At 48.7% G+C, this 23,679-nt stretch carries 17 protein-coding genes and 2 pseudogenes; 7 read left to right on the top strand and 12 right to left on the bottom strand.

Features of this window, described 5'->3' with window-relative positions; genetic code table 11:
* Nucleotides 1-144 precede the first annotated feature (144 nt).
* Entirely contained in the window at nt 145-1,071 is a 927-nt protein-coding gene (locus PCO85_04815) for a cation diffusion facilitator family transporter (protein WJV54760.1), read from the bottom strand.
* A gap of 299 nt (nt 1,072-1,370) precedes the next feature.
* Here PCO85_04815 and PCO85_04810 point away from each other — a divergent pair, with 299 nt between their 5' ends.
* Together PCO85_04810 and PCO85_04805 are read left to right on the top strand one after the other, a co-directional pair.
* The gene (locus PCO85_04810; GenBank protein ID WJV54759.1) at nt 1,371-3,893 is read left to right on the top strand and encodes a cation-translocating P-type ATPase; all 2,523 of its coding nucleotides are present in this window, start codon (nt 1,371-1,373) and stop codon (nt 3,891-3,893) included.
* Nucleotides 3,894-3,950: 57 nt separating this feature from the next.
* Nucleotides 3,951-5,222, top strand: a complete 1,272-nt coding sequence (locus PCO85_04805; protein WJV54758.1) for a ferric reductase-like transmembrane domain-containing protein — start codon at nt 3,951-3,953, stop codon at nt 5,220-5,222.
* 487 nt (nt 5,223-5,709) lie between these two features.
* Here the strand turns inward: PCO85_04805 and PCO85_04800 are convergent, their stop codons facing one another.
* On the bottom strand, nt 5,710-5,853 hold the full coding sequence (locus PCO85_04800) for a hypothetical protein (GenBank protein ID WJV54757.1): 144 nt from the start codon (nt 5,851-5,853) through the stop codon (nt 5,710-5,712).
* A gap of 240 nt (nt 5,854-6,093) precedes the next feature.
* Between PCO85_04800 and PCO85_04795 the strand changes: the two genes are divergently transcribed.
* The 3 genes and pseudogenes from PCO85_04795 (at nt 6,094) to PCO85_04785 (ending at nt 8,474) form a co-directional block, all read left to right on the top strand.
* Nucleotides 6,094-6,561, top strand: a complete 468-nt coding sequence (locus tag PCO85_04795; protein WJV54756.1) for a GNAT family N-acetyltransferase — start codon at nt 6,094-6,096, stop codon at nt 6,559-6,561.
* Between the two features lie 278 nt (nt 6,562-6,839).
* Nucleotides 6,840-7,977, top strand: a pseudogene (locus PCO85_04790) (transposase).
* A gap of 38 nt (nt 7,978-8,015) precedes the next feature.
* A pseudogene (locus PCO85_04785) lies at nt 8,016-8,474 on the top strand (site-specific integrase).
* Nucleotides 8,475-8,721: 247 nt separating this feature from the next.
* On the opposite strand, the gene PCO85_04780 reads toward PCO85_04785, so the two are convergent.
* The 9 genes from PCO85_04780 to PCO85_04740 form a co-directional block, all read right to left on the bottom strand.
* Complete coding sequence (locus PCO85_04780) at nt 8,722-9,825, bottom strand: hypothetical protein (GenBank protein WJV54755.1); 1,104 nt, start codon at nt 9,823-9,825, stop codon at nt 8,722-8,724.
* A 54-nt stretch (nt 9,826-9,879) separates the two neighbouring features.
* Nucleotides 9,880-10,908: an NAD(P)-dependent oxidoreductase gene (locus PCO85_04775; protein ID WJV54754.1), complete on the bottom strand. Its 1,029-nt coding sequence runs from the start codon at nt 10,906-10,908 to the stop codon at nt 9,880-9,882.
* Nucleotides 10,909-10,935: 27 nt separating this feature from the next.
* Nucleotides 10,936-13,818 (bottom strand): type I polyketide synthase, encoded by a 2,883-nt coding sequence (locus PCO85_04770; GenBank protein ID WJV54753.1) that lies wholly within the window; start codon nt 13,816-13,818, stop codon nt 10,936-10,938.
* 14 nt (nt 13,819-13,832) lie between these two features.
* Nucleotides 13,833-15,005, bottom strand: a complete 1,173-nt coding sequence (locus tag PCO85_04765) for an FAD-dependent oxidoreductase (GenBank protein ID WJV54752.1) — start codon at nt 15,003-15,005, stop codon at nt 13,833-13,835.
* Between the two features lie 49 nt (nt 15,006-15,054).
* Nucleotides 15,055-15,612: a hypothetical protein gene (locus PCO85_04760; GenBank protein ID WJV54751.1), complete on the bottom strand. Its 558-nt coding sequence runs from the start codon at nt 15,610-15,612 to the stop codon at nt 15,055-15,057.
* A 31-nt stretch (nt 15,613-15,643) separates the two neighbouring features.
* Entirely contained in the window at nt 15,644-16,672 is a 1,029-nt protein-coding gene (locus PCO85_04755) for a pyridoxal-phosphate dependent enzyme (protein WJV54750.1), read from the bottom strand.
* Nucleotides 16,673-16,717: 45 nt separating this feature from the next.
* On the bottom strand, nt 16,718-17,449 hold the full coding sequence (locus PCO85_04750; protein WJV54749.1) for an alpha/beta fold hydrolase: 732 nt from the start codon (nt 17,447-17,449) through the stop codon (nt 16,718-16,720).
* Complete coding sequence (locus tag PCO85_04745) at nt 17,446-19,056, bottom strand: AMP-binding protein (protein ID WJV54748.1); 1,611 nt, start codon at nt 19,054-19,056, stop codon at nt 17,446-17,448. Before PCO85_04745 ends, PCO85_04750 begins: the two co-directional genes overlap by 4 nt.
* A 290-nt stretch (nt 19,057-19,346) precedes the next feature.
* Entirely contained in the window at nt 19,347-19,577 is a 231-nt protein-coding gene (locus PCO85_04740; GenBank protein ID WJV54747.1) for a phosphopantetheine-binding protein, read from the bottom strand.
* Nucleotides 19,578-19,758: 181 nt separating this feature from the next.
* Between PCO85_04740 and PCO85_04735 the strand changes: the two genes are divergently transcribed.
* Complete coding sequence (locus tag PCO85_04735) at nt 19,759-21,855, top strand: TonB-dependent siderophore receptor (protein WJV54746.1); 2,097 nt, start codon at nt 19,759-19,761, stop codon at nt 21,853-21,855.
* Nucleotides 21,856-21,858: 3 nt separating this feature from the next.
* Nucleotides 21,859-23,016: an ABC transporter substrate-binding protein gene (locus PCO85_04730; protein WJV54745.1), complete on the top strand. Its 1,158-nt coding sequence runs from the start codon at nt 21,859-21,861 to the stop codon at nt 23,014-23,016.
* Here PCO85_04730 and PCO85_04725 read toward each other — a convergent pair.
* A complete protein-coding gene (locus tag PCO85_04725; protein WJV54744.1) occupies nt 23,013-23,621 on the bottom strand; it encodes a TetR/AcrR family transcriptional regulator in 609 nt (202 codons plus the stop codon). The genes PCO85_04730 and PCO85_04725 overlap by 4 nt on opposite strands.
* Nucleotides 23,622-23,679 lie beyond the last annotated feature (58 nt).

The following is a 23,679-nucleotide window of genomic DNA, read 5'->3' as shown; positions in this document are numbered from 1 at the left end:
CAACGGTGATAATGAGAAAGAAGAGTAAAGCATCAGCGCCAGGGATGGCGCGGCTTGAGTTTGTAAGGATGTGCTTGCAGCGTCTTTACGAGCTCCCGATTATCACTGTTATGTCCATCGGGTCATAAAACTCAAACCGGCAGGTTATCTGCTGACGTTGGTATCTACCTCAACAGGATCGACATGGGTCATCATGTTCAGAACGGAAAAATTATCCAGCACCGCTTTCCTCGCGGCAACAGCAATATCATGACCTTCTCTGACTGACAATGTGCCATCAATTTCCAAATGCACATCGACGATAATCAGATCGCCCATCTTACGGGTTTTCAAATCGTGAATGCCGGATACACCTTCGGTTGCCAGGATGGTATGTTTAATTTTTTCTTCTATTTTCGAATCAGCGGCTCTGTCCATCAGATCGTGCAACGAATCCCACATGAAAGCCGCCCCCATCTTCGACACCATCAAACCCACAACTAATGCGGCGATCGGATCGAGTAGTGTGAATCCCATCAGGTTTCCGATGATACCCACCGAGACAACCAGGGACGAAGCGGCATCCGAACGGGCATGCCAGGCATTGGCGACCAGCATGCTTGACCTGACCCGCTTTGCCACAGCCAGCATATAGCGAAAAAGGAGCTCTTTAGATACCAGCGCCACCAGTGCCACCCACAGTGCAATGATATGCACTTGTGGGATAGATGCCGGGTCCTGAATTTTATGACCAGCGGACCATAGCATTCCTATACCGACGACCAGCAACAGCGTCCCCAACGCGAGAGATGCCGCATTCTCATAACGGTGATGACCGTAAGGATGGTCATCATCAGCTTCTTTCTTGCTTTTATGATTGGCGACCAAAACCACAAAATCAGCGACCAGATCAGATAATGAATGAATACCGTCGGCAATAAGACCCTGGGAACCAGAGAATACGCCGATCGTGACTTGACCCAGAGTAAGAAATACATTTACAACGACACTGACCCAGGTACTTTTACGGGCAGCGTTAAAACGTTCTGACTGTTTGGTGTCGTGTTCATCAAATAGCATCTCTTTTTCCATAAAATATTCCTGCTAAAACCAGCATTGATAATTAGTGATTAACTTATGGTAATTATTCAGAGTGTGGTTTACCGCGGCAAAACCACACCAGCGTCACAGAGATGCAGCACATCGAAGACAATAGTGAATGGCTACGACTCTGAATGACAATCCAGTTTTAGGACTGGGATTGCTGTCCAAAGTGATAACCCGCCGGTTAACGGCGATGCTTATTATCTGGGGTTTTATTTGTTCTGTAAACTGCGCTGTTACACTCTCCATAGTCTATCCTTTAATAAGTCCTATCTTCTGGATTTAGCATGAATAAGAACCGCCAGCATTTCACCGGCCTTACCACCCGTGAAGCTGATCTGCGCCTGTCAGAGTTCGGCCCAAATCAATTGACTGCCAAACCCCCCCACCCGGTTTTGATGGTATTGCGGGAAACATTGACTGAACCGATGTTTTTGCTGTTGATTGCAGCAGGCGCTATCTACATGTTGCTAGGTGATATTCACGAAGCCATGTTGTTGGTGGGTTTTGTGCTTATTATTGTGGTCGTCACCGCCTTGCAGTCACACCGAACCGCCAGGGCGCTAGCCGCATTGAAAGAGTTGTCCTCGCCCCACACACACGTCTTGCGTGATGATGAATGGCAACAGATCCCAGCAGAAAATCTGGTTCCCGGCGATGTAATACAAATAGGTGAAGGCGAGCGTTGTCCGGCCGATGGTCAGCTGCTATCCGCACATGAGCTTGCTGTCGATGAATCACTGCTCACCGGTGAATCTGTCCCGATTGCCAAATTTGTCTTGTCTGCTGATGCTCCCCGTACTCGTGCCGATCTTTGTGCCGGGACCGTCGTCACTCGAGGACAAGGCATCCTGCAAATAACGGCTACGGGCACGCTCACGCAGTTGGGGCAAATTGGCACCAGTCTGGCCGAAATGGAAGACACACCTTCGCCTTTACAGCAGGAAATTCGTCATTTCATCCGGCGCTTTACTCTATTTGGCGGGGCAGTCAGCTTTATCGTGCTGTTATTGATAGGTCTTATACGCGGCCAATGGGTAGAAGGCTTTCTTGCCGGGATCATGCTGGCAATGAGTCTACTGCCTCAAGAATTCTCCGTAATTCTTACCGTATTTATGGCACTCGGCGCACGGCGGATTGCCACACACGGTGTACTGACCCGCCGACTTTCTGCCATTGAGACGTTAGGTGAAACACGCGTGTTGTGCGTGGACAAGACCGGCACGCTCACCCGCAATCGTATGGCGGTAAGAATGTTGTCGGTGGGCGATGATCTGTTAGATGTTAATGAAATCCAGGTCAGCACATTGCCAGAGGCATTCCATGAACTGGTGGAGTACGGCATTCTGGCCAGCGAACTTGAGCCATTGGACCCAATGGAACTGGCCATTCATCAGATTGGGAAAGTACAACTCTCAGGCACCGAACATTTGCACAATAACTGGGTCCTGGCGCGGGAATATGAAATTGCCCCAGACCTGTTGGCCATGAGTCATCTCTGGCAGGCACCTGGATTCAAACATTTTCCGGTCGCCTGTAAAGGTGCGCCTGAAGCCGTGGCTGATCTTTGTCATCTGCCGCCACAAGCGTCACAGGCTATGCTGGCGCGTGCTGATGAAATGGCCAAACACGGTCTACGTGTGCTGGCGGTAGCCCGGGCACAACATAATCACGAAAACTGGCCAGAGATTCAGCACGACTTTGTCTTTGAGTTACTCGGTCTGGTCGGGTTGGCTGATCCACTGAAAACCGAAGTGCCACAAGCCATTACCGCATGCCATAACGCCGGGGTACGTGTAGTCATGATCACGGGAGATCACCCGGCTACCGCCCGGGCCATTGCTGATGAAGCCGGTATTCCATCATCACAGGTTATCACCGGCGACCAGCTGAAAAACATGACCGATGAGGAACTCAGTCTAAAAGTCAGCAGCGTCAATATATTTGCCCGTATTGCCCCTATTCAAAAGTTACGATTGGTGAATGCGTTTAAGCGCGGTGGTGATGTCGTCGCCATGACCGGGGACGGCGTTAATGACACTCCGGCGCTGAAGGCCGCACATATTGGGATCGCCATGGGCAACCGCGGTACCGATGTAGCGCGACAAGCCGCTGATCTGGTATTGGTCGCGGACGACTTTGCGGCTATTGTTCAGGCCATGCGCATGGGGCGGCGCATCTACCATAATTTGGTCAAAGCAATTACCTATGCTATCGCCGCACATCTACCGATTATCGGTATTGCCATGTTGCCCCTGCCCTTCGGCGCCCCGATGATGCTGACACCGGCACTTATCGCCTTTCTGGAACTGGTGATCAGCCCAACCTGCTCCATTGTTTTCGAAGCGGAAACCGCCCCCGAACGCTTGATGCATGAACCCCCTCGGTCACAAGGAATGCAACTGTTCAGCAAAAGAACACTGCTGCGCAGTGTGGCTCAGGGGGCGTCCGTCTTTGCTGCAACAGGGTTGACCTATTGGATTGCGCGCACGATTGGAATGGAAGAGGCCGAAGCTCGCACACTCGGCTTCCTGACATTAGTGCTGGGAAATCTGGGATTGGTTTACGTCAATCGGGATCTTGACTCGCACTGGATGGCAGTAAACTGGCAATTTGTCAGTGTGGCTGTCGGTTCACTGGGACTCATGCTGTTGATTATTCATCAATCGACGCTAGCTGCTTTATTTGGATTTTCTCCACCGGAAACAAAATATTATGCACTGATCATCGTCTGTGTCATCACGGGCAGTCTGTGCGCAGCGCTGGGGGGAAAAATCGTTGATATATTTATTGATAAGTTAAAAAAATAATGAATTCCAAATTTTCACCTGTGATGAAAAACTAATTATGATATCGAGGTGACATATATGTATTACTTACTTGGAATAATCGCTATCTGTGCAATAGCGTGGCTGACAAGTCTTCCCGTTCAGAATGACGTCGTCGATTTTATATATTGGAGAAATCAGATAATTCAGCTTTCCGGATTATTGTCCACGGTTCTGCTCAGTACACTGCTTATTTTTGCCACCCGTCCATCCTGGATTGAACAACGATTAGGTGGGTTGGATAAGCTGTATTTGTTGCATAAAAAAATGGGTATAGCTGCCTGCATTATGATCACCATCCACTGGCTCTTGTCAAAAGCGCCTCGCTATCTGTCTGAGTTCGGTTTCATCCGCCTTGGACCACATCGGAATCATGGCGCGATTCCATGGCGAGGCTTTATGGTCGATATGGGTGAAATAGCATTTTATGGAATAGTGATCATTGTCATCATCAGCCTTATAAAAGCACTACCCTACAATCAGTTCAAAATAACCCACAAAATTGCCGCCATTGTGGCTGCATTAGCGCTAATTCATGGTGCTTATCTTGTAACACCCGCCTTGCGTTGGACATCATTCGGTATATTGACATGGTTGACATCCGCTACCGGTTTTTGCGCCGCCCTCTTTTGTCTCAGTGGTCAAATAGGCAAAAAGCATCGATTCTCAGGACATATCATCGCCAGTAGATCGCTTAATGACGATGTCATTGAAATAGATATCAGCGCAGCACAAGGATTTGTGGAAAAATATCAGCCAGGCCAGTTTGCTCTGGTAACCCTCGATGAAAAAGAAGGCTCACATCCGTTTACCGTGATGAAATATAATAGAAAAAACAGCATATTAACATTTGCAATTAAAAAATTAGGGGATTACACGGGTAAATTACACGCTTCAATTAAAAATGGAGCATCCGTTTCTGTAGAAGGCCCTTATGGTCGATTCATCCTACCGTCTAACAGCAACACTACAACTTATTGGATCGCTGGCGGCATCGGTATAACACCGTTTATTGCATGGCTAGAAGCGCTGGTTGAACGGAATGAAAAAAGACCACACACCACACTGATATATTGCGTCAATAACCATCAGGATTTGATCTTCGAGGAGCAATTAAAACGGCTCACCGAACTGTGTGGCATTACTCTGAAAATTTTAGTACAGAAACAGGACGGATTATTAGTCCCGTCAACACTAAACAACTATCAGCATAGCGACTATTGGTTTTGTGGGCCAACAGGCATGAGAGAAATGCTATTAACACACCTGCCCAAAAACAGAATTCACTTTGAAAACTTTAATTTCAGATGACAGGCGATACTGATCTTACCCGCCATTAGTGGACACGCGACTCGGTGAGTAAACTCTCAACCAGAGGTGATTACTCATGACAAAACCGGCATCAACCAGTAAAACGCCCCGCAAACAGTACACGCCCGAATTCCGTAATGAAGCCCTGAAACTGGCTGAACGCATCTGTGGAGGCATGTGGGCAATATCTATTATGGCTGGCACCAGGACCCGGACTTGCTCTGCTTGGTGCATTGTTAACCGGCCTTGGCTGTTCAATGGTGTTTCCCGCAATGGGTGCAGAGGTCGTCAAGCAAGTACCGTCACACTTGCGTGGTACGGCAATCGGTGGATTCGTTGCATTCCAGGATCTCGCCTATGGTGCCACAGGACCGGTGGTGGGGTTGTTCGCCGATCATTCGAGTTATTCATCAGTATTTCTGATCGGTGGCCTCGCGGCGACCGTTGGTCTTTGGATCTCAGCTGTCAGTAGACACCGATTGGTCAACTAAGCACTCCTTATACCCAATGCATCATCGCGCTTATGGGCCCAGTGCAGAACAGAACGGGTATCATGAATATCGCTCATCCAGACGCAGACCTGAAAGAAAGATTTAGCTAGATCGATGCCGATAACTTTTATCGCGTTCATGATGCTGTTCCTCTGAAAAAAGAATACTCAACATAAGTGTGGCAGGACTTGAACTGAGGGAGACGTCCATCACATCACTACACCCCGGTAAAAAGGAGTTGGTGATGACTAGCGGACGTTACTAACATTGCGCTGTGTTCATTTATCGTAAGCAGGTCAGCGCGCCTGTTCTTATCTTGCTGAATCAGTGAAGAGCAAAGTCTTTAACTGACTAATGGAATTTTGAAATTAGGTGGCAATATGCAAAACGTGGTTATCGAACAATGGCATGAAAAATACCGTCAGGACTTTATTAGCTTATCTCTTGAATGGTTGAAGAAATATGTCTCCGTTGAGCCAGTTGATCTTGAAATACTTAACGATCCTGAAGGCTATATTCTTTCAAGAGGAGGAGCTGTTTTTTTCGCTCGTTTGAATGGTGAAACAGTCGGAACGGTTGCGATGATCCCAGGCAAAGGTGAGGCGTTTGAACTGGCTAAGCTGGCTGTGACAGAAAAATATAAAGGCCTCAGAATAGGACAACTTCTCATGGAACGTTGTATACAGTTCGCAAAGGAACGTAAGGCGAAGAAAATATTCCTTTTCACCACAGGTGTACTGGTGGCTGCGGTTAATCTTTATCGCCGAAATGGGTTTACAGATGTGGACCTGACAGAGAATAAATATGCTGAGGCTGATATGCGTATGGAGCTGATTTTACAGAGCTAACCAGTAATGAAAGCCCTGAGACATTCGACAAGCTTTTTATTGCTTCAGTAAGGACGAGTTTCACTCTTCCAGTGCCAGTAAATATTTCGCGTCGTCGTAACGGGTGTAAATGCAAGCTAATTAGATACTCCGCATTGTGTAAACTCATAGCAGAGAAGATGCATCAGGACTGGTCGCCGGAACAAATCGCTGGCAACATCACAGTGCCAGTGGTGCCCCCTCTGGCAGGATAGTTGACACCCCAGACTGAAAATCTCTATGGGGCAACGGAGCCTGTTATGAAACGTTATTCACCAGAGCGTAAGGCCGCTGTATTAGCTAAATTACTTCCTCCTTACAACATGACCGTCACCGCACTTGCACAACAGGAAGGGATATCGGAAGCTACCCTTTATCATTGGCGGGTCCAAGCCAAATTGGAGGGAAAACCAGTGCCCGGTGCCAACAAAACCACAGACCTTTGGTCGACAGAAGCCCGTTTTGCCGTCATCGTTGAAACCGCCACACTCAGTGAAGCCGAACTGAGCGAATACTGCCGTCGCAAAGGGCTTTATCCTGAACAAATAGCGCAGTGGAAACAGGATTTTCTCCAGACGCCACAAGTCGATACCCGGCAGTCGCAAAAACAGGCCCAAAAGAAAATCAAAGGGCTGGAGCGTGAATTGGCGCGCAAAGAAAAGGCCCTGGCGGAGGCGGCAGCCCTGCTGGTCCTGAGAAAAAAACTGAATCAGTATTACGGCGAGGCGGACGAGGACGACTGACCCCCGCTCACGAACGCGTGCAACTGATCCGATGGATACGTGAAGCCATGAACGCCGGTGTACGTCTGATCCCCGCTTGTCGGGAAGTAGGGTTAAGCCTGAGCACCTGGCGGCGCTGGAATCACCAGGCTGAAGACCGTCGTCCCACGGCAGAGCGGCCGCGCTGCTGCACCGCACCGTGTTACGTGAACGGTGTTACCGCCATCCGTTAGTGTTACATGCCGACAATGGTGCGCCGATGAAATCCCAGACGCTGAAAGCGAAACTGGAAGAACTGAGCATCACGGGTTCGCACAGCCGACCACGAGTCAGCAACGATAATCCGTATGTGGAGTCGCTGTTCAGAACGCTAAAATATGTTCCGTCGTGGCCGTCATCAGGCTTCCTGGATCTGGCTGAAGCCCGGCGTTGGGTGGAGGGCTTTAGCCGGTGGTATAACAAGGAGCATCGGCATGGCGCGATCAGTTATGTCACACCAGAACAACGGCATCAGGGAGAAGATATAAGCCTGCTGGCAAAACGAAAAGCCTTGTATGACATGGCTAAAAAAGCCCGACCGGAACGGTGGTCAGCCTCATGCCGTCAGTGGCAGCGGGTAGATGTAATAATGCTGAATCCAGACAAGCCAGAAACCGGGCTAAAATCTGTAGCGTAAAAAACGAATAAGGGTGTCAACTTCGTTGGCAGCTACCGATCCCTGGTGTCCGCTACTCTGAGCGCGGTGCAAAAATGCGCACCCCGCATATCGTTCCCCTCTCCCGGCAGGCCATCGCTATTTTGAAACAGATACGGGAAATCTCCGGGCATCAGGTGCTGGTATTCCCCGGCGACCATAACCCGTATAAACCGATGTACGGAAACACGGTCAACAAGGCGCTGCGTCTGATGGGTTATGACACCAAAAATGACATCTGCGGCCACGGATTCCGGGCAATGGCCTTTAGCGCACTGATGGAATCTGGCCTATGGTCACAGGATGCCGTTGGGCGCCAGATGAGCCATCAGGAGCGCAACAGCGTGCGGGCAACGTACATCCATAAAGCAGAATACCTTGATGCCCGAAAAGCGATGATGCAATGGTGGTCGGATTATCTGGATATGAACCGAGAAGGGTACGTTGCACCATACATTTACGCGCGACAGCATAAGGCGCACTATGCCGCGAGGTTGGTATTATTGGTAGATGGGGTTAAATCGGCGCTTACATATATGCTGTGTAACTATGAGCCTTCCCAAATTACGATGGATTGTTTGTACATAGCAAGATTCATGATAGCAACAACTCACATATCAACAGATTATCGTAATAGACAGAGAATTTTTATGATTAGTATCAGGCTGGAGCCATCAAAGGGAAAAAATTTTCCGATGTCTATCCGAAGTTGAAATATCACATATTTCAAAAATATAAACCCTGATAAAAAGCAGGCCTTGCTCCAACGGTGGAACTCGCGTGGTCAGCCGTGTGGCTTAGGCAAAGCGTACGTAGTCCGGCGCACTCACCAGAATACCAAGCTCCTCCGCGCAAAAGGGCACGTTCGCCGTAGTTACGAAGATACACTTGATCCCCATCGGCTTGCTGATGCCAGGGGGTTATTCCTAGCGTCTGTAAAATTTGTGGTGCAACCAGATGGTTTTGCATTTGAATATCGTTGAAGGCCCCATCCATCAGGCCAGACGTATTGCTGCTATCTCGTGGCTCTCCGTTGAAGTTTAAGATCCTCGAGCTGAGTACAGGCGTCCCTGCATTGCCGATTCTACTGTTCTCAGGTGATTCAAATTTTGTACTGTTGAAACTTCCCGGCGTGACCAAAGCACCAGAATTAATATCGACAGCCCACCAAACGGTTTGCTCAACGTCTCCCGCAGCAGCATCGTTATCCCGAATAACCTGAATCTCGCCTTGGTGTAGTCTTGCCCCCTCCTGCCATTCCCATAAATTTCCACAAAGGTCGCCTATTCCATCAGGGCTACCTGCATGGTACCAACCAGCAGGACCCGATGCCGTCAGGGTCGTGGGGTTACCGTCGGTAGCTCCAACTTCACCTTCAACTCTCCGCCCAGAGTCTGCTACCGTCCGATGAGAGCGGCCATAGTAAGTGTTACCGTCCTCAGCAAACTGATGGTGCCTACACCAGAACATTAACGCTGACCATTCTGCGTTGGTACCAATATGCCAGCCGGGTCCATTTCTCATCACTTTTTCACGAAACGCAGGTAAATTAAGGCCCGATGCCGGTTCCTGATTCGGCAAACTCAGCAACTCCCCCCGATGAATACTACCTGGATAGCAGCCATAAAAGAATTCAGCAATTCCTCTGCCATGCATGATGAAAGCCGGATGAAGCTTATCTCCAAGGCCGGTTGCCACCTCTTTCATCGTAAAGCTCGGCATGACATACATATAACTGGGTTGACCGCAGGCGGTATACAAAACCGTACGACGTCCCTGTGATTCAGCCTCAACTTTGGCACGCAGCGCGTCTTTGTTAATAATCATCATGACCCTGACTTCTCCTATTTATAATATGGGCCATCAGTCATGGCCCTGCTTGTATCAAGCTTCCAAGAGTGATGACATCATCGGCTGTAACAATCTACCCACTTCACAGTCAAGCAACGCAGACCGTTGAAGCAGCTCTTCCGTTTTGGCACCAATAACTAAATGCACGTACGCATTGACCTGATCTTGATTCATTTGGTTATAGCGATCGGCAAACGCCATTTCAATGCTGTCACAAATAACGGCCCCAGCATTACTGACGTAGTCGGGCAAGTAATGAATTCCACGTGAAATGAGTTGTTCTTCGGCAATCGGATGGTTGAACGGTGAGTTGGCACTGCTAACTACCCATTCGGTCTCTAATAGCGGGACATTATCCACCGTCAAAATACCCGACAATGACGCAACACAAAACACGTCACTAGGCTGTTTAAACAACTCAGCTTCGGTTACTCGTCGTACACCTACGGGAAATATAGCGACGGGATTGATGTCATACCCAACGACGTCACAACCAAACTGCATACACTGTCTGGCGACCTCAGTCCCAACCTTTCCCATACCGTGAATAGCAATAAGGGGTTGAGAGATATGGCTTAGACGAAGCGTAAGTATTTTAAAAATTGAACTCCAGACGCCATAACCCGTCGCCGTTGACGTATCAATCTGCGGATTATCCATCGCATTCAGGATCCAAGGAGTGTACTTACGAAGATATTCCATGTCTTTACTACACGTATTAATGTCACAACCGGTAAACATCGTGCCTCTATAGCGATTGAGTAGCTCACCTATCGCGGCCAGGACTTCTGGTTGCTCGGTAGGTAAACGTCGACTGTTGACGACGATTTTTCCGCCACTAAAACCGGTATCATACAGTCCATGTTTTAGCGACATGCGCTGGGCAAGCATGACAGCTTCATTCTCCTGATGTTGGCGAGAATGATAACTGCGCCAGCGTATGCCGCCGTTTCCAGGTAATAGTTTTATCTGAGTTGAATAAGCCAGGGTAAATGAGGTTTCATCATTCACTTCAATGGTTTCAATCTGGTACTGATAACCGTTAAGTTGTGTTAAAGACATGATTTTATCCTGTTAAAAAGTAGTTTATTACTCAACAGCCCCAGATTTAAATAAGCAATCACGAATACCCGCCGGGGTCGGTTGCTTTAAAAAATCGGCCATGCTAATCGCGTTACCAAACTCCTGTTCCAGCAACGCCATCAGGCGAAGTGCCATGAGTGAGTGCCCACCAGAATCATAAAAATCTTGGTAAATTGAATCGGGAAATTGACCCGTAATGGCTAGCCATACTTGATCGATGCGCTTTGCAACAGCATCTTGGGCGCTACTTTCCTCTGCATGCGCGATGCGTGACTCCACTTCGTCAGTTTCGCCCTCACCCATCCACCAAACCTGGGGATCGAAAGGATAAAGTGGCAATGAAACTCCAGTGGACGACGACGCACAGAGCAATGGCCAACAGATATCAACACCTGCGCGCCAGATTTTTTGTAATGCCTGCACCCACAAAGCGGATTCACTTAAAACATCGTCATGACGGCGTAACGTTCGCACAGTGGTGGTCTTGTGCTTTTGATTGCACAACTGTGCAACAAGCGAAGTCAATGTAGAACCCGGTCCCACTTCAATGAAAAGGGTTCTCCCACCGACAGGAATATTTTGCAGTGCCTGATAATAGAGCACGGGTTCACGCGCATGGCGAGACCAGTACTGCGCATCGAGTTGGGCAAGATCGCAAACTTCTTCTGCTTTTAGCGCAGAGATATAGCGCACACCGTTTTGTGCACTCGTAACACGGGGAACAACGCCTTCCAGTTTGCAAAGGATAGGGTCCATCATGTTCGAGTGAAAAGCATGTGACACAGTGAGAGATTTACAGCGTATCCCCGCCTGACGCAGCCGTTTCTCACAGTCACTTAGCGCCGCCGTGGTGCCAGACAGCACACAGTTGGTCTCGCCATTGACCGCTGCCAGAGACACGCCCGCGCTGAGCCATTGCCGAGAGGTCGTTTCGCCTAACTCGACGGCAAGCATTGAGCCATCTTCTAACGATGCCATCAACCTTCCACGCTCTGAGGCAAAGACCAGTGCCTGCTCGATGGAAAACGCGCCAGCAGCCCAAGCAGCAGCTATTTCCCCCACGCTATGACCGATGACCCAGTCTGGCGTCACACCGCAACTCATTAGCAACTCGGCCAGGGCGATCTCTACAGCTACAAGGGCAGGTTGGGTAACCGCAGTATTGTTAATTGATTGAGGGTCAGCTTTGCCATTAAACAAACCTGAAATATCTACCTGTTTCTGCCTGAGCAGGATATCTATTTTATGCTGTACTAATCGATTGAATACCGCATCTTCTCTCATCAGCTCACAGGCCATCCCGATGAACTGGCTACCTTGGCCCGGAAACTGGAATACCACACGAAGACGCCCTTTCCCGCTGTCGTTCATCCCTTCCTTAACCACGACGTTTCCTTCATCATCTTTGCCTAAAGTGCCGCGATAACGCATCCCTTTCCTGCCCGACTGCGCACGCCAGGCTGCGGAGCAGATGTCTTTTCCCGAGAGCGATTGTCGATAGCTTTTTACCAGTTGATACCAAGCATTTTCGGAACGTGCAGACACAGGAATCACTTCAGCAAACAATGATGACGCCTTGTCGACTTTAGTACGCATTGTCTCCGTCGGCCTGGATAAGACAACGTGCGCATTACTTCCACCGATGCCAAAAGCACTGACTCCGATCGCACGACGTGGATCGTCTTGTTCCCAGCACTGAGCATCCTGTAGCACCTCAAAAGGACTGTCTTGCAGATCGATTGATGGATTAGGAGCAGAGAAATTAATTTGCGGCGTCAACCAACCATGTTTGATTTGTAAAGCAGACTTAATCAATCCCGCCATTCCGGCTGCGGTTTCAAGGTGACCGACATTGGCCTTAACCGCACCGATGGCGCAAAAGTTGCGTTGATCGGTGAATGCGCCAAACACGTTTTTCAATGCCGAAAACTCAATCGGATCGCCAGCAAGCGTGCCAGTTCCGTGAGTTTCAATAGCACGAAAATCATCAGGCTTAAGCCGCGCATCCTGTAATGCCTGGTGCAGAAGTCGCTGCTGCCCTTCAAGACTGGTGGTAGTAAAGCTGACTTTCTGAGCACCGTCGTTGTTCATCGCCACGCCGTCAATGACAGCAATAATTTCATCACCGGCGTCAATGGCATCCTTTAAACGCTTCATGACCACGACCCCCACACCGCTGCCAAAAACCGTACCGCTGGCATCCGCAGAAAAAGGTCGGCAGTGTCCGTCAGTGGCATAAATCATACCCTGCTGCGCGACATATCCTTCAAGTTGAGGGATTCGAAGGGTACAGGCTCCAGCCAGAGCCAGACTGCATCGACCACTGCGCAGTGCATAAACAGCTTCGCAAACCGCCACCAGTGAAGTCGCGCAGGCTGCTTGCACATTGACAACCGGCCCGCCAATCCCGAGATGCCATGCCGCGCGGGTACTGAGATAGTCTTTGTCGTTAGTGATCTGCTGCTCAAAAGCGGAAGGTTCCAAACGGGCAAATCGCAGAGATCCGCTGGCTTGCCGCAGATACTCAGAACTGCTGCAACCGGCAAATAACGCGGCATCAGGCAATGCGCCGGGAATAATTCCGGCACTTTCAAGCGCATGCCAGGCGCATTCAAGAAACACCCGATGTTGAGGGTCCATCAGCGTTGCCTCTCGTGCACTTAACCCAAAAAAACAGGCATCAAACCGGGCAATATCATCCACCAGCGGCGCAGCCATCGCGACGTACGAAGATGCCCAATGCCCTCCACTCTTCTGTTCGAGCGGAACAATTGATTCGACGCCATTGATCAGGTTATGCCACCACGTGTCGACATCACTGGCGCCTGGAAAACGGCAGGCCATTCCGATCAACGCAATTTTATTGTCGTTAAGATTCTGCTTTTCCATTGAACGTCCCTCATTTAGAAGCGTAACGCGCTAATATCCCAACGAGGAGTATTGCCACTCAGTAAATCTGCACATATCTGCCCCATGAGCGGCGTAAATTTGAATGCCCACCCACCCGCAGAAACCACCACATTCTCTCCCCCGTGACAGCGACCGCTGACGGTATCAAGATAGAATTGACGTTGCGGATTGGTCGGTAGCACTGCCAGACAACTTGTTGCATAGTGTTGGTCTGGCGACAGAAATGGCATGTGTTTGCGCGCAAACTCAAGTGCCCGATCGACATGCTGGGGATTCGCGCGATAGCCAGGAGCGTTGTCATCCGAGATCGGATCAACTTCAAAATCAGTGCCGAGACGGTCAAATCCGTTGACCGACCATGGGTTAGGAGGAAAACCGTAAAAGAGATTACTATCACTGGCAACCGGTGGCTGGAAAGCAAACCAGAAAGGGTCATTTGTTGCTTTACGTTGGCTTCGCAGCATACTGATACAGGCCATCTCAAAGGTTGACAGCGCCAGGTCAATATCCAGCTCACCCAGCAACCTTTTGCTTCCCGGCCCGCTGGCTACCAACACTTTACGCGCTCGGTAGCGGTGGTTGTCAGTAATCACCGTAACACCATTTGCATCCGGTTCGATAGCCGTGACACTCTGCCAAAATTGAAAGTTTACATTTAGCTCGCTGGCCAGAGCGTAAAGCGTTGATAGCGTACCCTTTACATCAATTACCCCGCCATCCTTTTGCAGAAAACCTTCGTAGTTCGCATCGAAATGGGTAAAGCCATAGTTTTGTTCGATGGCCTTTATGCTGAGGCGCTCATAGGGCAGATCCATTTCATCCATTGACTTCATAGTCTGAGTAATTTGCCCCTCATTGGTCCAAACGTCGGCATCCCCAAACCATAGGCTGCCAATACGATGAACCAGTTTGCGGTCAGCGTTACACTCAAGCTCGCGCCATAATTTATCGGCCTCCAACGTGAGGCGAAAAATTTCAATTTCCGAATATTGCAGCCGCCAGTGACGTTCTTCTCCACTTGTGCCTGCAAGCTGGGTCATTAATCCATGTTTATCAAGCACCAATATTTTATGGTCTTTATTATTCCTGGCATAATTCCAGGCAGCCGATAAGCCTATTGGACCGGCCCCAACAATAATGACATCCCACTCTACAGACGAATGCATACCTACCTCTTTATAGTGTAAATGAAACTAACTTAATAAAATAGAATGGCTAATTACAAAGAAAACTTTTTATCTGATTAATAGGAACAAGAACGATCAGTGTAAAATATTTCTCTCGGGGGACTTCTTGAAATAATTGACGTACCCCTATTTTTCCCATTAATTCCCCACTAACCCCAACGGCCAGCAATGATTGCCATTCGCGAGCCCAAATGGCGCTAGAGTTCCAGATACCCGATGTTTCGACTTTACCCAAAAGGGTTTCAGCCGTTTCATGGTAATAAGACACTACGCTATTATCAGCCAGCTCAGCTATTTTCCATCCACTGCCAGTGATAGTTCCAGCATGATGACCTTTGTGGTCAATAAAAAAGTCCGTGTGCGAGTTTTGATCGCCTACAGAAGGGCCGTGAGTATTTTTGGCATTGAAATTAATACTAGCTATTTCCGTTACCGAAATAATAGACACATCAGAATAGTCTCTTTCCTTGAAGAGCTTAATTTTAATTTCACCCGGCGCAATGCCTTTATCTATTTCAGCACGAACCCAGTTGGCGAGCGTAATTAGCTCTGACAATACATTATTATTGCCTTGAATAATTTCCATTTTAATGACCTGTATTAAAAAGATGTGGATATTAATCCATTACGGTCTCGGTATTTTTAAACCACGCTTCTCCTTTTCCTCTTTCCGTATCAGTGCCGGCATCAGCAAATAAGGTCACGACCTGTTGATGTTTTTTTAGAGTGGAGGCAAGTTTCCACGCTGTCTTCCAGTTCGCCGCTGACGAAGCACCAATTTTTACGCCGGTAAGTTGGTAAAATTCATACATAGCACTTAGCGCTTCGCGATAGGAAACTTCATTAAAAGGCAGATTTTTTGGCATTAATTCACTGATAAATGGTTGACGAAAACCAAAACCTAACCCGCCAGCTCCCGCAAACTTTGCCTCGCCATTTGGCGCATTCAAGGTACCGTAAGGAAGCTCTGTCGGTGTGGTTCCCCAGGCAATCAGCTGTGGATTATGTCTGCTTAGTGCCGCGAATACCCCTGAGAACGTTCCACCGGTACCTACTGCAGAAACCCAGCCGTCAACACGTGTTCCATTAAGCTGATTAATAATTTCGGCGCCGGTCTGATATTGATGTACGGCGGTATTAACCAAATTCAGATGCTGCGAGAGAAGCGTCCAACTACTGTCATCCCTTGCAATCTGCTGACTGCGGGCAATGATGCCTAGCAAAAATTGTTTACAGTCGACCAACGTAACAATGGCGTTCGCACTCTTCAGAGTATCAATTAGCATCTCAGAGGAGGAATCAGGTATGACGACCTGAACAGGGATACCACACACATCTCCAAGTTTAGCTAATGCCTTGGCCATGTTTCCGCCAGAAGAATCCAACAACTTCAGCTCTCCTTTGGAGAAATCATGCTGATTAATAGCATCACAAAACAGGCCGAAGGCAGTACGGTCTTTTACTGAACCAAAGGGATTATTAAATTCGTACTTCGCGAGAATAGTGGCATGCCCTTCTGGTGAGGGAACTGGAATAAGCGGCGTTCGACCTAATTTGGCATAAAACTTTTTCAACTGAGGGAACAGTCTGAAGGCTTTTTCAGTGTCTGGGGCTGCACTTTGAGGGTTAAAAAGTTCAAATTTCATCACATACTCCTAATCTGACAATGAGTTATGTTTACCAACACACCTTTACTGGAGCAGTTGGCGTAAAAATTCATCAATATCCTGCTTAAAATAAAAGTGCCCACCGGGCCACGTTGTCACCTGGCTGTTTGTCACTGTTTCGCGCCATCTCTCAAGCTGAGAAACGCCAAGCAACGGATCGTTTTCACTACCAAAAATGCGTAATGGAAGGTCATTGATCGGCAGTAATGCCAGTTGGGCCAACAGTTCTAGATCCTGGAGAATAAAGTCAGCCACGCTGGTACGAGTGAGGTCGTCCAACTCCATCACACCACTTTGCTCACTGTGGGCCAGAATGCTTTCAACCAAGGCCTTTCGCGTTTTTGCCTTGTTGAGCTCCACTAACTCTTCGGGCACTTTTTGAGCAGACAGCACCAACTGGCGAATGGTGAATCGTGTGTTGCGCAATGAAGATGCCACATGCAGTGCCAGTAATGCCCCCATGCTATGACCAAAAAAGGTTATCGGCGCAATGCCCAATAGCGAATGCAGCGCGTTGGCGCACACAGTAATCGCTTTTTCTGCACTCGGCCAGGGGCGCTCTGTGCCCTGTGTTTCACGTCCAGGATATTGCACAACAAAAAGGTCACATTCTTCAGGAAGCCTTTGCCTCCAGGGCTGATAAAACGAAGCGCTGCCACCGGCGTGCGGAAATACAACCAACTGCTGTTTAGCTGGCGCACTGCTGCTAGCGCTATATCGAATAACGCATCCGTTATGACTGGCTTGCTGTATCATAGCTTAAGCTCTACAGGCAGTTTCGGCTGTTGAAATGCGTCTTCGCTAAGACGCGCGCGCAAGGCAAGGCGGTCAATTTTTCCGATCCCTTTCATCGGTATAGCATCGACAATGAGCAGTTTTTCAGGAGCCTTAAATGATGCAAGTCCCTGCTGTTCGAAGAATCGGCGCACCGACCCCAAAGTAAGTTCAGCAAGATCGGTGCAGACAAACAAACAGGGAACCTCTCCGTAGAGAGGATCGTTCATACCTACACAAGCAGCATTGTTAATAGCAGGATGTTGTAAAGCCAATTTTTCAATCTCATCAGGTGAGAACTTCTCCCCTCCGCGATTGATAGCATCATTGACTCGGCCATCAATAAACACATTACCCTGCCCGTCTATATGCGCCAAATCGCCTGTACGATAGAAACCTTCGCGGGTAAAGGAGGTACTGTCGGCAAGGGGATTTTGATAATAGCGGGTGATGGTATAAGGCCCGCGAGTGATAAGTTCACCAGACTGCCCAACAGGAACGTTGTTTCCCGCTTCATCAACAATCAGGATTTCATCTTCATTGCACAGCGGACGTCCCTGTGAGTGAAAGCGAATAACGTCATCATCGTCAATATGGTTAAAACAGAGCAGACCTTCACTCATGCCATAACACTGCTGTAAAGTAATACCGAGTACTCCAGTGGCAACTTCAGCAAGTTCAGGAGTGACTTTTGCCCCGCCCACTTGCACATGCCAAAGAGAGTCAATATGACGTGGGAACTGACGTTGCAGGCTGCTCCACTGTGAAAGCAGCGTTGGGACGAGGGTAGTATGCGTCACCCCACATCGCGCAATTATCTCAAGTGAATCTTCGGCCGACAACGTATCGGCAAGCGCTACCGCACCTGAGCGTAATAGCGCTCCCAATATTCCCGGACAGTTGATGACAAATCCATGTGAAACGGGCATCACTGCCAGATAGACCGAACTCTGGTCGAGACAAAACACCTCGCAACCACGCTCAATCATATAACTATAGCCGCCATTTTTTCTGGCAATAGCCTTGGGGAGACCGGTGGTACCGCTGGAGAGGAGCATCATTACAGTGTCATCCGGTGACATTGTAATGAGTATTTGCTCGGGTACCGAGTCGAATGCAGAACAGAAAATCTGAAGATTCAAGCAACGAGTATCTTCCTGTCGTTCGCCATAATCTTCTACCAATACCACATCGACGTGAATCCCTTCCCGTTGCAACTTCTGCAGGCTAGCCAACGCGTTGTAGCGACGTGAGCTACGTTGAAGAGCAATAACTTTGGGTGAAGTCATGCGTAAAATATGACGCAACTCTTTTTCACGATACGAAGGAAGAATAGGGACAGGTATAGCGCCAAGCATGAGAGTGGCAAGCATGAGGACTACTGCCTCATGGGTATTACGCAATTGTAGTGCCACTCGGTCTGACTTCACGATGCCAAGCTGCTGAAGACGATAACTGCAAGACGCCACTTTATCTGCAAGCTGGGCATAGGTAATAACGCTATCTCGGTCAAACAACGCGGGACGTTGGGTCTTTTGGCTGAGTACCTTGAAAAGGTGTTGATTCAGTGAAGCGGTAAGCTTTTCCATTTCAACTCCATCATGTGCATGATAATTGCCTGATTTAAGTAAATTTTCAGTCATCATCATGCTGGGTAAAGAGACTTTATCCGTTTCCAGTCTGGCTGGAGGTCACTATTACTCACATGGAAGAACAAAATTTAAGTAACGCTATCTTGTAATTGCTCGTCTTACTAAAACACCACGACTGACCGTCAGTCAATAAATTTCACACATGCTATTTGTTAAAAATTTATACAAATGCTTCTCATTCACTAATTTAATTAATTAAATTAGTGAAATAGGTTTGCTCCTGAAAATCACCGGCGCGTCCCTAAAGAAACAATTTCATCCAATGTATAATCGTGACTACTCCACAAAGAGACCGGAGCATCGAACTGCTTCTGAAGTCGAACCTGCAACGCTACCGTTTCCGCCGAAGTCAGCCCCAAATCCTGTCGCAACTGCCAACTGCCATCGGCATCTTCAAGTACTTCATTCGGCACACCTATCTCGGCCAGCATAGTAATTAAAGTTTCTATGTTCATCATGGAGTTACCTTTAATTTAAATGATAGTGATAATTATTAACGTTGACCGCCAGTCAGTCAATGGTTATTTTGTCATGAAATTTCGTCAGTTTTAAAAAAAGAACACTAACAATGTTTGACTTTTATTTAGGGATGATACTTTGGGAAAGTTTATCGGTAGGAGAGGCTTTAAATGGGGCGGAATGCTATTGGTTGGTATAGCGATTCAGAACGCTAATGCTGCAGATGACACGCTGATTGTGACTGCCGAGGACGACCCGACTCAGGAAACCGCGCAGATGGGATATGTTGCAACCAAGTCTCAGGTTGCCACTAAAACGCTCAGTTCTCTGAAGGAAACACCACAGTTTATTTCGGTAGTGAACCGCGAGCAAATGGACGTACAGGACACGTCCACCGTCAGTCAGGCACTGCGTTATAACTCCGGTATCTCCATCGAGCGCTTTGGTGCATTTGCCAGCAACGTCGATTTCGCCCGCATTCGCGGTTTTGATGCCGATTTTTATCTTGATGGTTTACGGGTGATTGGCAATAGCGGGATTTGGAGTCCACAGATTGAAGCGTGGGGACTGCAAAGCGTTGAGGTTCTGCACGGTCCTTCATCAACGCTGTATGGTCAAGGAGGGGCTGGTGGAATTATTAATCAGGTCTCTCGGCGCCCTTCCGCTACGCCTTCCCATCAGGTAAAACTCGAAGGAGGAAACCATCATACCGGCTCTTTAAGCATCGACTCCACCGCTCCCTTAACTGAAGACGAATACTGGCTTTATCGTATCGATGCCCTGATCGGAACTCAAGGTTCACAAATCGAAGACACCAAACAACAGCGGCTTTATCTTGCTCCCTCACTGACTTGGCAGCCGGATGACCGCACAAGTTGGACCCTAATGTTACACTACCTGCGTGAACCAAAATCGGGTTATTACAATACCTTACCAGCCCAGGTGCTCGGCCTGCTTCCTAATCCGCGCGGAAAAATTGATACCGATAAAAACTACAGCGATCCGTCGCATGAAAATTCCGCGCGAACACAATATGATTTCACCTCGTTGTTTGATCATTTGTTCAACAGCGGATGGCGGTTTAAACAAAACCTGCGCTATTCCCACGTTGATTCTGCCGTAAGACGTGATTTTACTCGCGCAATCACCGCAGATCTCAGCCAACTCACTGCCGTCTATCAGGACGCTCCCAGCATCGCTAACAGCATTGCGGTAGATAATCAGGCCCTTTATGAGTTTTATACCGGTGCGGTAAATCACCACATTTTAGGCGGCTTAGATTATCAAGCTGGCAAATTCAATAAAAATTTATGGGTATCACAAACCGTGACGTTTGACCCCTGGTCTGCAAATTACCGTCCTTCATTTGATCCAGTTGCGACATCGCATACCTCGACAACCCAATATTTCAACCAGATTGGCGTCTATAGCCAGGATGAACTGGTGTGGCAGGGATGGCATCTGCTGCTGGGTGGCCGCCATGACTGGTCACAAATGCGTACCCAAAATAATCTGACGCAAACCAACGTTAAAACCAATGATAGCGCATGGAGCTATCGTGCAGGTTTGAGTTACCCCTTTAGCAACGGGCTTGCACCCTGGGTGAGCACCTCAACCTCATTTCAGCCACTGACAGGCACTGATGCTAACGGAAAACCGTTCAAGCCGACCCACTCAACCCAATATGAAACAGGTTTAAAATTCCAACCGGACGGCAGCAACCTGTTGGTGAGCGTCGCTCTGTATCAACTCAGTCAGCGCGACACCAATACCATCGACCCTCTTAATCCCAGTTACTACACTCAGACCGGCGAAGTCCGCTCGCGCGGCGTAGAAGTGGAATCGCGAGCGGCGCTGACTAAAAACCTGAGTATGCTGGCCTCATGGGCATGGGTTAACAATGTGGTGACCTCGGCGACAGATAATACGCAGGGAAAACATCCGGTTGGCGTGCCAGCACAAAATGGTTCACTCTGGCTCGATTATCGCTTCAATCGAGGGCCACTTCAGGGGCTATTGGCAGGCGTCGGGGCTCGCTATCTTGGTGCCAGTTGGGGTGACGGCACCAATACCTTCAAAGTACCGGCAACTTGGCTGGGTGACGTGTCGCTTCGCTATACCCCAGGGGCATGGGACTCTCGCCTCTACAATCTTGAATTGGGCCTCACCTTCACCAACATCACCAATAAGTCGTGGGTTGCCAGCTGTACCAGCGCGCCTTATTGCAGTATCGGCGCAGAGAGAAGCATAATCGGCTCAGTTAGCTGGAGCTTTTGATTCATGAAGATACAACGGCGTACTTTTATTCGCGGCATGCTGGCATTCAGCGGTCAGGCTCTGCTGCCCCCAGCAAAAGCAGCGTCCGACCTGCCTAACAACCAGTCGGTGCGTGATATTGCCAATCGTGACGTGACGCTGCGCAAACCTCTACGGCGTATTTTCCTTGGGGAAGGTAATCTATTTTATACCGTCGCGGCACTGTGCCGCGAAGATCCGCTAGAGAAACTTGTGGGATGGAGAGATAACTTTCGCACCGCCGATCTCGACAGCTATAACCTGTACTGCCGCAACTTCCCCAAACTGGCCGAATTGCCCACCTTTAGTGGGATACAGCAAATGCAGTTTGATCTTGAAAGGCTGATTGTCCTGCGACCGGATGTCATGGTGCTGAATCTCAATACGCGCAGAGCGGTTGAAACCAGTGGAATGATGGACCATCTTACGGCTTCTGGCATCCCGGTGGTGTTTGTCGACATGAGCATTCACCTGATGGACAATACTGCACGCAGCATTACTCTAATGGGTACACTTTTCGAGCAACCTGCACGCGCAGCCGCCATAAACCGTTTCCGCCAGTACCATCTGAACATTATATTCGACACGCTGGCACGTGCTCACCCGTCCATCCCACGCGTACTGATGGAACGAGCAGCGGGGTTGTATGACGATTGTTGCCTCTCATGGGGTAAAGAAAACTTTGGAGAAATGGTGTCTGTGGCCGGTGGCAATAATATCGCCGCAAAACTGATTTTTGGCACTTATGGGACGCTGAGCCAGGAAACGGTCATTGCCTCTCATCCGGACAAGATCTTGGTGACGGGGAGTAATTGGCAACTGTACGCCCCTAGAGGCGACTGGGTACATCTAGGGCCTAACGCAAATATTGCACTGGCAAAACACAAACTGGAAAAACTTATGCAACGTCCGGCCTATCGCTTCCTGCCGGCTGTCAAATCGCGGAAGGTCTACGCCATCTGGCACCCTTTTTATGACCATCCATTTAATTTTGTTGCTATACAACGGCTGGCAAAGTGGTTTCATCCGACGCTTTTCGCCAAGGTCTCGGCAGAACAGACCTTGGCCGAACTGTTTGAGCGTTATCTACCGATACCCTGGCAACCCGGTTATTGGACATCACTGGACGATGACGAAAATTAACGGCATCCCAGAAGGCGCAGAAACTCTAGTGATAGCTGGCTTCCCAGTGAAGATTTATTATCTTCATCAACCACCATGGCATTATCTACCGCGCCATGCATACCGTGATACATCAGGATTGCGGTCAGACGCGGATTCTCCAATTGCCAGGATCCAGCGGCAATGCCGTCGTCGAGAATAGTCTGTATTTGCTCCAGCACGGCATCCCGATCCTGATTGCCTCGGGTATGGTAATGGTGGTCGTGATACAGCGCATCGTGAAGTTCCATCCCTTCAAGATAGGCGGCAACCCCGGCATCACACCAGGCACGCAGTCTCGCGACGCCATCCCTGGGTTCACAGGCATCGACTGCCTGCTGGATTTTGATAATAAAATGCTGGGTAAATCGTTCACGTAATGCATATAGCATTTCATTTTTTGAGAGAAAATAGTGATAAAAGGTTCCTTTCGCCACTTGAGCATCGCGAACAATGTCACTCACGGTGGTTGACCCAAAACCTTTATCAATAAACAGCTGTTGTGCGGCGTCCATCAGTTCATCTAGGCGAACTTCTGCTGGTTTCGTCCGAGGCTGTAACTCTTTACTTTTTTCTGGTGTTTTCATCTTTATTTCACTCCCGGTTTAATGCACATCGTAACCAATGTTATCTCCATTGACCAGA

This window comes from Prodigiosinella aquatilis (genome assembly GCA_030388725.1).
Taxonomy (GTDB): Bacteria; Pseudomonadota; Gammaproteobacteria; order Enterobacterales; family Enterobacteriaceae; genus Prodigiosinella; species Prodigiosinella aquatilis.
Note: the sequence above shows the minus strand (reverse complement) of the source record. Positions and strands in the feature narration are given on the sequence as shown.